The 13312-nt window shown below is 66.1% G+C and carries 12 protein-coding genes; 4 read left to right on the top strand and 8 right to left on the bottom strand.

What is annotated here, in order from left to right:
* Nucleotides 1-53 precede the first annotated feature (53 nt).
* Genes QQ25_RS03865 through QQ25_RS03840 form a run of 6 tightly spaced genes read right to left on the bottom strand, consistent with a single transcriptional unit; the run spans nucleotide 54 to nucleotide 5109 of the window.
* The gene (locus QQ25_RS03865) at nucleotides 54-1160 is read right to left on the bottom strand and encodes a glycoside hydrolase family 76 protein (protein WP_039377290.1); all 1107 of its coding nucleotides are present in this window, start codon (nucleotides 1158-1160) and stop codon (nucleotides 54-56) included.
* 15 nt (nucleotides 1161-1175) lie between these two features.
* Nucleotides 1176-1829, bottom strand: a complete 654-nt coding sequence (locus tag QQ25_RS03860; RefSeq protein WP_039377288.1) for a TrmH family RNA methyltransferase — start codon at nucleotides 1827-1829, stop codon at nucleotides 1176-1178.
* A complete protein-coding gene (locus QQ25_RS03855) occupies nucleotides 1822-2712 on the bottom strand; it encodes a hypothetical protein (protein WP_039377285.1) in 891 nt (296 codons plus the stop codon). The genes QQ25_RS03860 and QQ25_RS03855 overlap by 8 nt, the downstream gene beginning before the upstream one ends.
* Nucleotides 2713-2730: 18 nt before the next feature.
* Nucleotides 2731-3507 (bottom strand): SDR family NAD(P)-dependent oxidoreductase, encoded by a 777-nt coding sequence (locus QQ25_RS03850; protein ID WP_039313595.1) that lies wholly within the window; start codon nucleotides 3505-3507, stop codon nucleotides 2731-2733.
* Between the two features lie 34 nt (nucleotides 3508-3541).
* Nucleotides 3542-4411 (bottom strand): trehalose monomycolate transport factor TtfA, encoded by an 870-nt coding sequence (gene ttfA / locus QQ25_RS03845; RefSeq protein WP_039313592.1) that lies wholly within the window; start codon nucleotides 4409-4411, stop codon nucleotides 3542-3544.
* A 59-nt stretch (nucleotides 4412-4470) separates the two neighbouring features.
* Nucleotides 4471-5109 carry a TetR/AcrR family transcriptional regulator gene (locus tag QQ25_RS03840; RefSeq protein WP_039313984.1) on the bottom strand — a complete coding sequence of 213 codons (639 nt, stop codon included), beginning with the start codon at nucleotides 5107-5109 and terminating at the stop codon, nucleotides 4471-4473.
* Nucleotides 5110-5199: 90 nt separating this feature from the next.
* On the opposite strand from QQ25_RS03840, the gene QQ25_RS03835 reads away from it, so the two are divergent.
* Nucleotides 5200-6270 (top strand): Rieske 2Fe-2S domain-containing protein, encoded by a 1071-nt coding sequence (locus QQ25_RS03835; protein WP_039377283.1) that lies wholly within the window; start codon nucleotides 5200-5202, stop codon nucleotides 6268-6270.
* Nucleotides 6267-7346, top strand: coding sequence for an NAD(P)H-dependent amine dehydrogenase family protein (locus QQ25_RS03830; RefSeq protein WP_039313587.1), 1080 nt, complete (start codon nucleotides 6267-6269; stop codon nucleotides 7344-7346). Before QQ25_RS03835 ends, QQ25_RS03830 begins: the two co-directional genes overlap by 4 nt.
* On the opposite strand, the gene QQ25_RS03825 is transcribed toward QQ25_RS03830, so the two are convergent.
* Both QQ25_RS03825 and clpB read right to left on the bottom strand, forming a co-directional pair.
* Nucleotides 7343-8668, bottom strand: coding sequence for an alpha/beta hydrolase domain-containing protein (locus QQ25_RS03825; RefSeq protein WP_039377281.1), 1326 nt, complete (start codon nucleotides 8666-8668; stop codon nucleotides 7343-7345). The two genes, QQ25_RS03830 and QQ25_RS03825, sit on opposite strands and share 4 nt — an antisense overlap.
* A gap of 43 nt (nucleotides 8669-8711) precedes the next feature.
* Nucleotides 8712-11258, bottom strand: a complete 2547-nt coding sequence (gene clpB / locus QQ25_RS03820) for an ATP-dependent chaperone ClpB (RefSeq protein WP_039313582.1) — start codon at nucleotides 11256-11258, stop codon at nucleotides 8712-8714.
* A gap of 109 nt (nucleotides 11259-11367) precedes the next feature.
* Between clpB and QQ25_RS03815 the strand changes: the two genes are divergently transcribed.
* Nucleotides 11368-12552, top strand: coding sequence for a macrolide family glycosyltransferase (locus tag QQ25_RS03815; RefSeq protein WP_039377279.1), 1185 nt, complete (start codon nucleotides 11368-11370; stop codon nucleotides 12550-12552).
* A 67-nt stretch (nucleotides 12553-12619) separates the two neighbouring features.
* Entirely contained in the window at nucleotides 12620-13288 is a 669-nt protein-coding gene (locus QQ25_RS03810) for a GAP family protein (RefSeq protein WP_039377278.1), read from the top strand.
* Nucleotides 13289-13312: the final 24 nt, after the last annotated feature.

Here is a 13312-nt window from a genome sequence, read left to right as displayed (position 1 = left end):
GCCCAACCTAGCCTCCGCTGAGCGGACGCTCAGTCTTGGGCCGAGGAGCGGAACTACTCGGACAGGGTGTGCGCCGCTTCCATCAGCATCCAGCCCGAAATCTGCACCGACAGGTCACGTTCCGGGATCGCCGAGGCGTTGACCGCCCCGTCGACGAACTGCGCCTGCTGGCCTTCGGCCCCGGGCACCTCGGCAGTGCGGTCCCAGAACGGTCCGAACAACGGCAGCCCATCGACGGTCTGGCGATTGTCCCAGGCGGCCTGTGCGGATTTGAGCACGAGCGAGCGGGCCGTCTCACGCGCGGCGTCGTCCTGTGCCGTATCCCCGGGCAAGGAGTTCGCCACCAGCGCCAGGTACCGCGCCGTGATGCCGTTGAACAGCCCACCGTCACCGCCGCCGGCGCCTTTGATGACACCGTCGGTGGACATCTCCTTGTCCACCGCCGCGACCAGGCGGCGCACCCGCTCGGCGTGCCGGACATCCTCGGTACGCACCGCGAGTTCGACTTCCAAACCGAGCACCACGCCCTGGCAGTAGGTGTACTGCGCACGCACCATCGAGCCGGCCTTGATGCCGTCGAAAACCAGGTGCGTTTCCGGGTCGATCAAGGTTTCGTCGATCCAGTCGGCCATCTGCTGGGCCCGGCGCAACCGGTCGCCGGCCACATAGCGGGCCAGGAAGATGCCTGCCGGACCGTTGGCCGGGGCGTTGAAGAACTGGTCCTGCTTACGCCACGGGATGCCGCCGCCGTCCTCGGGCACCCAGGCATCGACGAACTGCCCGCACAGCTTCTTGAGTGCGTGGGATTTCTCGACCCCGGCCAACCGCCCGGCCCGTTCGAGGGCCAATGCCAGCCAGGCCATGTCGTCGTAATAGTTGTTGGTCCAGGAAAAGTTGTTGCGCAGGTGATGCGTGCGAATCTGCCGTTCGATGCGCGTCTTCCGCTCGGGCTGCGGATCGCGCACCTGCGCGTCGACCAGGGTGTCCAGGAGGTGGGCCTGCCACCAGTAATGCCAGGTTCCGAACTTGCTGTACTTCTTGGTCGCCGGCCAGGCCACCACACCCAGCTGGGTGCCCGGCAGACCCCAGAGCTTGGTCAGGTGACGTTGGGTGATCGCAGCTTCGGCACTGGCCGCGCGGTTAGCCCATAGCTGATCCATACTGACGATCCTGCCTTACCAAGCGCGCGAAATGTCGGCATGTCGGGTGATCCAGGCGTGCATGACGATTCCGGCGGCAACTCCGGCATTGATGCTGCGGGTCGATCCGAATTGCGCGATGGACACGGTGACAGCCGCCCCGGATTGCGCCTCCGGGGTGATGCCCGGGCCTTCCTGGCCGAAGATCAGCAGGCAGTCGCGAGGTAGTTCGGTCTGTTCCAGCCGCGCCGCGCCGGGCACGTTGTCGACGGCGACGACGGTCAGCCCGGCATCGGCGGCGAAGGACAGCAATTCGGCGGTGGTGTCATGGTGGCGCAACCGCTGATAGCGGTCGGTCACCATGGCGCCCCGCCGATTCCACCGCCGCCGTCCGACGATGTGTACGGTGTCGACGGCGAAGGCGTTGGCGGTGCGCACCACGGTGCCGATATTGGCGTCGCTGCCGAAGTTCTCGATCGCGATGTGCAGCGGGTGCCGCCGGCTGTCGATGTCGGCGATGATCGCGTCGCGGGTCCAATACCGGTAGGCATCAACGACATTGCGGGTGTCACCGTCGCGCAGCAGCTGAGGGTCGTAGCGTGCGGCATCGTCCCCGGAGGGCAACGGACCCTCCCAGGGACCCACTCCCGGCGATTCGCCCCACTCGGTCGGACCGACTGCGTCAGGCACGAGTGGTCCACAACGCGGCGTGCGTGCCGATCACCGAAACCGACGCGTACAGCAGCGCCGCGTTCATCTCGCCCTGCGTACACAGCGAGGCCCGCACGTTGACGGCGTCGCGTGAGGCCTCCGGCAGGATCAGCACCGACGAGCCGTAGACCGAGCAGGCATGACTGAGTCCCGGTGGCGGCAGCGTGGGGCCGGCCACAACCATCAGCGGGCCACCACGCGCTGCCGCGTCATCTGCGTAACGCTTTGCCGCACCATCGATTTCGAGACCGATCAGCATGTAGCCCTTGCCGTTGAAGGCGCTGGGATCGCCGAGCGCGGCCGGGGCGAGTTGGCCGCCGTCTGCACTGAACGCGTCCACGCTGGTCGACTTGACGGTCACCCCGGTGTCGTTGACGTTGGTGGGCAGCACGCCGACCGGGAAGGCCGCCGGATAGGCGACGGTGGTGCCGGCGATGCGCTCCCGCGGGGAATACACATACACCCCGCGCACCTGGCTCTGATCCTTTAACGGCCCGAGACAGACTGTGCCGCTGAGTTTGTCAGGCGCCGAGGCCGACAGCGGCCGGATCCCGAGGCTGGTCACGTCGTCACAACCGTGCAGCCCGTCGACCTCGATCGGATGCGCCAGTGCGCCGTAGAGACCGAACCGGATGTCCTCGGGCTTGGCATGAGCATCGCCCGAAGCCGAACCCTCGACGTCGACCAGGACGTGTTCGGCATCGAACCGCAGATCCGATACCTTCAGGTGCCAGCCGAGGATGTCCAGCGAATCACCGAGCGCGGCGGTCGATGCCTCATAGGTTCGCCCCGGTTCATCGGAGGCACAGCCCGCGGTGACGACGAGAAATATCGCCATCACCGCCGCGATCAGCCCCCGCACTGCCACGAAAGTTCTGTTCTAAGTTCTCCCACGACCTTTTCCCACTGCTTTTGTTATGGCGCGCACCACGTTTCGCGGAACCATCCGGCTTCCGGTGGTGAGCACCTTGTACTGCAGGCCGGGCACGATGATCACTTTGCCCGCGGCCGCGTCGGCCAGGCAGTCACGCACCACATCCTCGACCTGCAACCAGAGGAACGACGGTGTGCCCGCCATGTCGATGCCGGCACGGGCATGGAACTCGGTGTGGACGAAACCCGGACACAGCGCATGCACACCGACCCCGGTGCCGCCCAGCCCGTTGGACAATCCCTCGCTGAACGACACCACCCAGGCCTTGGATGCCGAATACGTCGATCCGCGCCCGGGCACCAGCCCCGCGACGCTCGCCACGTTGATGACGGTCCCGCTGCCCGCGTCGATCATCGACGGCAGCGCGGCGTGGGTCAGCTCCATCACCGCGGTGACGTTGACATCCAGTTGGGCCTGCAATTGGGCGAGATCGGCAGTCCAGAATTCGCCCGATGTGCCGAAGCCGGCGTTGTTCACCAACACCTGCACGCCGACTCGCAACCGGTCGGCGACCTTGGCCCGGTCGGGTGCGCACGCCAGATCGGCGGGAAGCACCTCGACGTCTGCCCCGGCCTCGTCGTGCAATTCGGCGGCGAGTTGCTCCAACCGTGCGACGTCTCGTGCCACGAGGACCAGGTCATAACCGTCGCGGGCATATCTGTGGGCGAATCCTGCGCCCAGCCCCGAGGTCGGTCCGGTGATCAGCGCGACGGGACGAGGCATGCCGACAGGGTACTGAACGGTTCTGATGCGCCGGCTAGCGCTGGTAGTGCGGTGCGTGCCGCCCGTTGCGCGCCGGCGGCGGGGTCGCCCGACGGACCACATCGGGGCGGCCGGCTTCCTGACGCGGCTGGGTGTAGCGGCTCACATCGCCACGTCCGGGCGCGGCATCGGCACGACCCGGCGGCAGTTCCCGACGCCCGGCAGGCGTCGGGGCCAACGGGCGACTGGGCGAGCCTGCGCGACGTGCCAGTGCAGCCTGGCTGCCCTGACCCGACTGCGGAGCCACACCGTTCTGCGGGGCCGGAGGCAGTACCCGCAGCAGGTCGTTGAACTGGCGGACGGTGCGCAGCCCCTCGTCCCATTGGGCGCGAGTGCTGGTGACCGGCATGCTGACGAGCGTCCAGTTCTGCTCGTTCCACATGATCTCGGCGCAATCCGGAGCAGTGTGGGCGAACGTGACCATCCGGCGGTCGCAGGCACGGCGAGCGGCATCGAGGTTGGTGGAGTACACCATCCGGGGCCCGATCGCGCCGAGCAGCCAGATGTCGCTCTCCCGAGGCTCCTTGATGCCCTTGAGCCGAAGATCGACGACGACGTTCGTGCCGACCTTGCGGTGCAGCGCGATCACGGTGGCGACCTCTTCGATGTCAAAGATGAACACCGCCTCGCCACGGATCTGGCCGAGCACGACGTTCTTGGCCGTGACGTCACCGACGGTCGACATCACCCCGCGCTTCCAGCGCTTGAGGATCTCGTGCGACTCGTGCTCGTAATCGAAGCCATGCGACTTCGCCCACGACTTGCGGCGCCGTCCCAACCCACGTCGACGGTCGATGTCGACATACAGCAGCACCGCCGCACCCACGAAACAGAGTGCGGACAGCGTGAACCAGAGCGGGACCATCGTGCCTAGCCTACTTGTTGACGGCCCCATTGCCTCCACCTTGGGAGGTCACAACCCGATTACTGGTGATCAGACGGCCGTGAACGGGACTCTCGGAGGTAGGTGACGATGGCGTTCGTCAGACCTCTCCGCGCCACGTCGAGGTCTGTGTACGTGCCGAGTTGCCGCTCGGAGGTGATGCCGCGCATCGCACCCGGGATGAATGACGCAACCTCGCGGACCCGCTCGGGGTCCACGTCGAGGTCGGCGAATGCCTGCTGGCAGGTTTGCAGCCAGCCCTGACCCCACGAGGACAGCTCGGCCGCCGTCTTCGGGTAGAGCCGCTCGAGCTCGGCCCGGTCCCGCGGCAGCGCCGCGCGCAGGTTCTCGATGGCCCGCGAATCGCTGGCGGTCAATCCGTCGTAGAGCAGGTCGATGATGCCGGCGACGCGCTCACGCAGCGGCGCACCGCTGTCCCGATGGCTCAGCATGCCCGCGCGGCGTTCCGCGGTGCGCTGCAGGACCGCGGCCCAGAAGCCATCGATGTCGCCGAACTGGTATTTCACCGCGCCCCAGGTGGCGCCGATGTCCTTGGCGATCCGGTTGGCCGAGACCGCTCCCGGGTCTCCGGTGGCCAGGGCCTTGCGCGCGGCCTCCAGCATGCTCTCCCGGGTGGCTTCGCCGCGCCGGTTGGTGCGGCGCCCGCTCACCTCGGTCATCTTCACGAGGTTAGCCGGTCGGACGAAGTTTCACAGAACCCTCTACTAAACCTCTTCACAAGTTTCACAGAACCTCCTACGATTCGCGTCATGGCAAAACCACCGTTGTCGATGAAACCGACGGGATGGTTCCAGGTCGCCTGGTCGGACCAAGTCGGCGTCGGGGCCGTGCACGCCATGAAGTACTTCGGTGAGGAGATGGTCGCCTGGCGCTCGGAATCCGGGCAGGTGACCGTGATGAACGCCTATTGCGAGCATCTCGGCGCCCATCTGGGTTTCGGCGGCCACGTCGTCGGCGAGGTCATCCAGTGCCCGTTCCACGGCTGGCAATGGAATGCCGAGGGCCGCAACGTCTGCATCCCGTACCAGGACCGGCCGAACCGCGGCCGCCGCATGCGCACCTACCCCGTCGCCGAACGCAACGAGGCGATCTACATCTGGCACGACATCGAAGGGCGCGAGCCGTTCTTCGAGGCGCCGGACGTGTTCGCGTCTTTCGCCGACGGCAGCACCGCCGCCGACTACTACCCCCAGCAGCGGCTGTTCCGCGGAGGACTCGAGCTGCACCCGCAATACGTGCTGGAGAACGGCGTCGACTTCGCGCACTTCAAATTCGTGCACCAAACTCCGATCGTGCCGGTGTTCACCCGTCACGACTTCGCCGCACCCGTCTCCTACGTCGACTTCACCATCACGTTCGAGGGCAGCGATCAACAATCCATCGACGATGTGCAAAGCGGTGTCGAGGCGATCAACGGCGGCCTGGGCATCGCGGTGACCAAGAGTTGGGGAATGATCGACAACCGCACCATCTCGGCCGTCACCCCGGTCGACGAGTCGACCTCCGATGTCCGGTTCATGGTCTACATCGGTCGGACGAAGGGGAAAGCCGCCGCGAAAGATCCAGCTCGCGCGGCCGCGAAGGCAGCCGAGTTCGGCGACGAGGTGATCCGGCAATTCACCCAAGACATCCACATCTGGTCACACCAGCGCTATTCCGATCCCCCCGCTCTGGCCACCTCCGAATACGAGGGCTTCACCGCAATCCGCAAGTGGGCCATGCAGTTCTATCCAGATGGTCTGGGAGGCAGTGCCGCAGACCTGGCTTCCGGCGGCGGAGCCGCCAATTCAACATCACGACGGAAGGCCGATTTCACATGACAGAGAAGATCCGCGTGTTCCAGGTGGCGACCGGCAACGTCGGCACCGAGATGATCAAACGCATCGGCAAACGCCCCGATCTGGAGCTGGTCGGATTGCATTGCTACACACCGGAAAAGGTGGGCCGTGACGCCGGCGAGATCGCCGGGATCGAGCCGATCGGGGTCACCGCGACAGGCACGATCGAGGAGATCATCGCCGCGCGTCCCGACGTATTGACGTTCCACGGCGTCTTTCCGGATGAGGACCTCTACGTGAAAGTCCTTGAGGCCGGGATCAACATCGTCACCACCGCCGACTGGATCACCGGCTGGCACCGCGACACCAACCATCCCCACCCCTCGGGGAAGCCGGTCACCCAGGTACTGGCGGAAGCGGCCGCACGTGGTGGTTCTACGTTTTATGGCACGGGCATGAATCCCGGTGTCAACCAGATCCTGGGCGTGGTCTGCTCGGCCGACGTCGCCGAGATCGAGAACGTCACCACCATCGAATCCGTCGACGTGTCATGCCATCACAGCAAGGACACGTGGATCGAGGTCGGCTACGGCCTCCCGGTAGACGATCCGTCGATCCCGGGCAAGTTGGAGAAGTACACCCGGGTTTTCGCCGACAGTGTGCTGATGATGGCCGACTGCTTCGGGCTGGAACTCGACGAGGTCAAGTTCGAATATGAACTGGGCGCCTGCACCAAGGACGTCGACCTGGGCTGGTACACCCTGCCCAAGGGGTCACTGGGTGGCAACTACATCAAGTACGTCGGGACCGTCGACGGCGTACCGCGAGTCGAGACCCACCTCGAATGGCAGATGACCCCGCACACGGACCCCAGCTGGGATATCAAGGGCTGCTACATCACTCAGATCAAGGGTGATCCGTGCATCTACAACAAGCACATGATCTTCCCGAAACCCGGTGTGGACCTTTCCGATCCGGACTCGTTCGCCTCCATCGGCATGACCGTGACGGGCCTGCCCGCCCTCAACGCCATCGCCTCCGTCGTCAAGGCGCCGCCCGGGCTGCTCACCAGTGCCGACGTGCCGCTGCGTGGGTTCGCGGGGAGGTTCGCGCTCTAGCGGGGATAAGTCGCCTCAGCGAGCTCCAGGATCTCGGCACGGTCCGCAGGCACGATGAATCCCGCCTTGACAGCCGTGTCCAACGACTCGGTGAAGCGGGCCAGGTATTCGGCCGAGCCGCCAGGGTAGCGCGCCTGCAGCGTGTCGGCGTCGAACGGTTCGCCCGATCCGAAAAGAAACGACATCGGACTCTCATCGTTCGCGAGTCCCGACGTCCGCGCTATCGGCACGTCGACCCACGGAGTCCGAACTCCGCCCCTGGCAAGGCCGTTGGCGTCGAGGACCATCTGGCCGCCGTCGGATAGTTCGATCGGCGCGGCCCCTGGTGCCGGCGCACCAGTTCGCACCCAGGTGTTGAGGGCATCGACCGCGGCCTGCAGCACGTAGTGGTGTTGCGGGGCGAAATTGATGAAGTACGACAGCGTCGTCCCCATCAGCTGGTCGGTCGGCGCGTACGCCGCGACGATGTCCGACAGGGGCGCTGACCCGTTGTCGATGAATCCGACGCGAATCGTGTAATTGTCGGCGTGGGAGGTTCCGGGTATCTCCCACGCCCGGAAGTTATCGGTGTCGGGCCGTCGCGCTTGGTGATAGCCGGGCAGATGGCCGTCGACCACGTCGGTCTCGGTGAGCACCGTGAGGACCGGGACCCGCAGGTGGTCCCGGAACGGCACCGGACGGGACTCGTTGAGCGCGCTGGTCCCGCCAAGCGGAGCGGCCGGCCCGAACCGCGAGTGGACGAGAAAGCCATCGAAAACTGAGACGATGGGGTCGACGTCGTTGACGTAAGTGGTCAAAAACATCGCTGATTGTGACTCCCCAACCGCCAGTATGGTTTCCGGTTCGAGGCCGTCGACAGCGCCATCGCGCACCAACCGGGCGACGTGGGTGAAGATGTCGAAGGAGAATGCGTCACCAGGATGGCGCAGGTTCGAATAACGTTCGGGGTCTTGCGCCTTCAATGACATGTCGGCGCCGACGAGGCTGTCCCCGCCCTCCACGCCGACGTGTTGGGCCGACACCGCCACATATGCGTAACCGCTTCGGACGATTTCGCGGTGCGCCATGAACCACACTGCAGGAGCGTCGATACCGCCGCTGACGTTGAGCCATTCCACGAGGACGGTGCCGTTGAATTTGGCGGGGTCGATCGGCATCACAACCACGATGCGCGTCGTGTACTCCGCCGAACCCGCCGGCGCATACGACTGAGCCGTCCCCGAGACGAAAAACTCCTCGGCGCCGTATCCCAGCGTGGCCAGGTCGTAGGCGCCGAGGAGCAGATTGGGCTTACCGGGGACCGGCGTAACAGACGTGAGCACCCGTCATCGATATCACGCCGGTCCCCACCGTGAGCAGGCTAGGTCAGCCCAGGATCAGACCTTCGCCGTCGGCGCTGACGTTGACCGGCACTACGTCGCCGTCGTGCACCTCGCCGGCCAGCAACTGCTTGGCCAGCTGGTCACCGATGGCCTGCTGCACCAGCCGCCGCAGCGGGCGGGCACCGTAGAGCGGGTCGAAACCGCGCTGGGCCAGCCACTGTTTGGCGGGCAGAGACACCTCGAGGGTGAGCCGGCGCTGAGCCAGCCGCTTCTGCAGCTGCTGCAACTGGATGTCCACGATCGACACCAGCTCACCAGGCTCCAGCCCGTGGAAGATGATCACGTCGTCCAGCCGGTTGATGAACTCGGGCTTGAAGGCCGACCGCACCGCCGCCATCACCTGCTCCTCGGTGCCACCGGCACCCAAGTTCGAGGTCAGGATCAGGATCGTGTTGCGGAAGTCGACCGTGCGGCCCTGGCCGTCGGTCAACCGGCCCTCGTCGAGGACCTGCAACAGCACGTCGAACACGTCCGGGTGGGCCTTCTCGATCTCGTCGAACAGCACCACGGTGTACGGACGCCGACGCACCGCCTCGGTGAGCTGACCACCCTGGTCGTAGCCGATGTATCCCGGAGGTGCACCGACCAGCCGAGCCACCGAGTGCTTCTCGCCGTATTCGCTCATGTCGATGCGGACCATGGCGCGCTCATCGTCGAAGAGGAACTCCGCCAACGCTTTCGCCAGCTCGGTCTTACCGACACCGGTCGGACCGAGGAACATGAACGAGCCCGTCGGCCGGTTGGGATCGGCCACCCCGGCCCGGCTGCGGCGCACCGCATCGGAAACCGCTGTGACTGCGGCCCGTTGGCCTATGACGCGCTTGCCCAGCTCCTCCTCCATGCGCAGCAGCTTGGCGGTCTCACCTTCGAGCATCCGGCCCGCCGGGATGCCGGTCCACGCCTCGACCACCTCGGCGATGTCGTCGGGGCCGACTTCTTCCTTGAGCATGACGTTCTCACGGGCCTCGGCCACCGGCAGTGCGGCGTCGAGCTTCTTCTCGACCTCGGGGATACGCCCGTAACGCAGCTCGGCGGCCTTGGCCAGGTCACCGTCGCGCTCGGCCCGGTCGGCCTCACCGCGCAGCGTGTCCAACTGCTCCTTGAGCTCGCGGACGATGTCGATGGCGCTCTTCTCGTTCTGCCACCTGGTCGTCAGCTCGGCCAGCTTCTCCTTGTAATCGGCCAGCTCGCCGCGCAGCTTCTCCAGCCGCTCCTTGGAGGCGTCGTCCTCCTCCTTCTCCAGCGCCATCTCCTCGATCTCGAGGCGACGGACCAGCCGTTCGACCTCGTCGATCTCGACCGGCCGCGAATCGATCTCCATGCGTAGCCGGGACGCGGCCTCGTCGACCAGGTCGATCGCCTTGTCCGGCAGGAACCGTGCGGTGATGTAGCGATCCGAAAGGGTCGCCGCGGCAACAAGAGCCGAGTCGGTGATGCGCACACCGTGATGCACTTCGTAGCGGTCCTTGAGGCCACGCAGGATGCCGACGGTGTCCTCGACGGACGGCTCGCCGACCAGTACCTGCTGGAACCGGCGTTCCAGAGCGGCGTCCTTCTCGATGTACTTGCGGTACTCGTCGAGCGTGGTCGCGCCGACCAGGCGGAGCTCACCGCGGGCCAGCATGGGCTTGATCATGTTGCCCGCGTCCATCGCGGATTCGCCTGTGGCACCGGCGCCCACGATGGTGTGCAGCTCGTCGATGAACGTGATGACCTGCCCGGCCGAGTCTTTGATGTCGTCGAGGACAGCCTTGAGGCGCTCCTCGAACTCACCGCGGTACTTGGCACCGGCCACCATCGAGCCGAGGTCCAGGCTGATGACGGTCTTGTCCCGCAGGCTCTCCGGCACGTCGCCGGCCACGATGCGCTGGGCCAGGCCCTCGACGATCGCGGTCTTACCGACACCGGGCTCACCAATGAGCACCGGGTTGTTCTTGGTACGCCGGCTCAGCACCTGCACGACGCGACGAATCTCGTTGTCGCGGCCGATGACCGGGTCGAGCTTGCCTTCCCGGGCACGTGCGGTCAGGTCGGTGGAGTACTTCTCCAACGCCTGGTAGGTGCCTTCGGGGTCGGCACTGGTGACGCGGGCGCTGCCACGCACCTTGGTGAAGGCGTCCCGCAACGCCTGCGGTGATGCGCCGTGCCCGGTCAGCAGTTTGGCCACCTCGGAGTCGCCGGTGGCCAGGCCGACCATCAGATGTTCGGTCGAGACATACTCGTCGTCCATCTCGGTGGCGAGATGCTGGGCCGTGGTGATCGCGGCGAGCGATTCCCGGCTCAGCTGGGGTTGGCTGCTGGCGCCGCTGGCGCTGGGCAACTGGTCGAGCAACCGCTGCGCCTCGGTCCGGATCGTCGCGGGGTCCACGCCGACGGCCTCGAGCAGGGGTACGGCAATGCCCTCATTCTGTGTGAGCAGTGCCATCAAAAGATGGGCGGGCCGGATCTCCGGATTGCCTGCGGAACTGGCCGCCTGCAACGCTGAGGTCAGCGCCGCCTGAGTCTTGGTCGTCGGGTTGAACGAGTCCACGACACCTCCCTTTTCCGATAGAGAAAATGCTTGTCGCGATGTACAACGTAGTCAAGGTTGAGTCTGTTCCGCTCAACTTTAGAAATTTTTGCCGGGCACACTCGGATGCGTGTCCTCCCCGTCCCACATCGCCGTCGTCGCCGCATCGGCTCCCAGCCATATGTACCCACATCTGGCCGTCGTGCACGAGCTGGTGCGCCGCGGCCACCGGGTCAGTTACCTGGTCGGAGGCCACCTGACCGACCTGGTCACCCCGACCGGTGCCGACGTGATCGCCTGCACCTCCATCCTGCCGGGGGCCCCCGGCGCACCGGAAACCTTCGACGACTCCGACCCGGCGGCCGGCATGCGGATGTTCCTCGACGAGGCCGTGCATGTCCTGCCGCAGGTCCATGCCGCCCTCGACAACGACCGTCCCGACTTGGTGCTGTACGACATCGGCGGCTTGGCCGGGCCGGTCGCCGCCGCGCGCTGGGGCGTGCCGTCGGCCCAACTCTCCCCCAGCGAGGTGGCCTGGGAGGGCTATCACGAGGACATGGCCGAGATCCTGGACCCGATCCTCAACAGTCCAGGCGGACTGGCCTATCGCCAGGCGTTCGACCAGTGGCTCGCCGATTCCGGGACCGGGCTGACGTTCGACGAGGTGACCGGCCTGCCGCGGCGCTGCCTGGTGCTCATCCCACGGGTCATGCAGCGCAACGCCGATCGGGTCGGCGACCGCTACCGCTTCGTCGGCCCGTGCATCGACCCGCGGCGCGAGGACGCCGGCGACTGGACCCCGCCGGCCGGAGACGGCCCGCTGGCGCTGCTGGCCTTCGGCACTGCCTACACCGAACGAGCCGACGTGTACCGCAACGTGATCGACGCACTGGACGGGCAGGGCTGGCGGCTGGTGCTGGCGACCGGCCGCGCTGACGTGGGCGCGGTCCCGTCGTGGGTTCAGGCACGAAAGTCCGTTCCCCAGCCGGCCGTGCTGCGACAGGCCGATTGCTTCATCACCCACGCCGGCATGGGTTCGTGCACCGAGGGCCTGTGGTTCGGCGTCCCGATGGTGGCGATCCCACAGGCCGTCGATCAACCGGCCAACGCGGCCAGGTTGGAGACCATCGGGGTCGGCCGACACCTGCCCGATCACCTGCCCAGCGTGGACGACATCCGCGACGCGGTACTCGGTGTCACGACCTCGCAACAGCTCCGGGACACCCTCGACACCATCCGCACGGAAATCCACGCCCACGGCGGGCCGGAACACGCCGCCGACGCTGTCGAGAACATCACGGCCGGCCGATGGTGAGCATTCACGACCACGGCGATTCCGTATTGCTACGTTTTGCACTGGCACGGCAATCGAGAGGGCGGCCATGACGGAAACCTGGGGTTCGGTTCTGACCGAGCTCATCCCACTGGCGCTGGTGGTTGCGCTGTCACCGCTGTCGATCATCCCGGCGGTGCTGGTGCTGCACACGTCCCGCCCCCGACCGACCGGGTTGGCGTTCCTGGCCGGCTGGCTGATCGGCATGTTCGCGTTGACCGCCATCTTCGTCGGGGTGTCGAATCTGTTCGGCGCGCTTGACGAACCACCGACATGGGCATCATGGCTGCGCATCGTGGTAGGTAGCGCACTCATCGTGTTCGGCGTGTACCGCTGGCTCACCCGGGCAAAATCCGAGCACAGCCCGAAATGGATGCAGAGCCTGAGCAAACTCACTCCCGCTCGCGCGGGCGCCACGGGCGCACTACTAACCGTGGCGAACCCCAAGGTGCTCTTCATCTGCATGGCAGCAGGTTTGGCGATCGGCTCGGCCGGCCTCGGCCAACCCGGAGTCTGGCTGGCAGGCCTCTACTTCGTGGCGGCCGCGGGGTCGACAGTGGCATTGCCGATCCTGGCGTACGCGGTGTCCGGCGAGCGCTTGGATCCCGCGTTGGCCCGGCTCAAGGAATGGATGGAACGCCAACATGCCGTGTTGGTTGCGGCAATTCTGGTGGTGATCGGTCTCCTCGTGCTCTACAAGGGAATTCACGGCCTGTAGCCGAGGCTTTTCGACGCATATCGG

The sequence above is a fragment of the Mycolicibacterium setense genome, from assembly GCF_000805385.1.
Classification (GTDB): Bacteria; Actinomycetota; Actinomycetes; order Mycobacteriales; family Mycobacteriaceae; genus Mycobacterium; species Mycobacterium setense.
The sequence above is the reverse complement of the archived record's forward strand: the minus strand, read 5'-3'. Positions and strand labels throughout refer to the sequence as shown.

Coding starts and splice junctions, on each gene's coding strand:
- QQ25_RS03865 (WP_039377290.1), bottom strand. CDS start 1,160: ATGGATCAGCTATGGGCTAACCGCGCGGCCAGTGCCGAAGCTGCGATC.
- QQ25_RS03850 (WP_039313595.1), bottom strand. CDS start 3,507: ATGCCTCGTCCCGTCGCGCTGATCACCGGACCGACCTCGGGGCTGGGC.
- ttfA (WP_039313592.1), bottom strand. CDS start 4,411: ATGGTCCCGCTCTGGTTCACGCTGTCCGCACTCTGTTTCGTGGGTGCG.
- QQ25_RS03840 (WP_039313984.1), bottom strand. CDS start 5,109: ATGACCGAGGTGAGCGGGCGCCGCACCAACCGGCGCGGCGAAGCCACC.
- QQ25_RS03835 (WP_039377283.1), top strand. CDS start 5,200: ATGGCAAAACCACCGTTGTCGATGAAACCGACGGGATGGTTCCAGGTC.
- QQ25_RS03830 (WP_039313587.1), top strand. CDS start 6,267: ATGACAGAGAAGATCCGCGTGTTCCAGGTGGCGACCGGCAACGTCGGC.
- QQ25_RS03810 (WP_039377278.1), top strand. CDS start 12,620: ATGACGGAAACCTGGGGTTCGGTTCTGACCGAGCTCATCCCACTGGCG.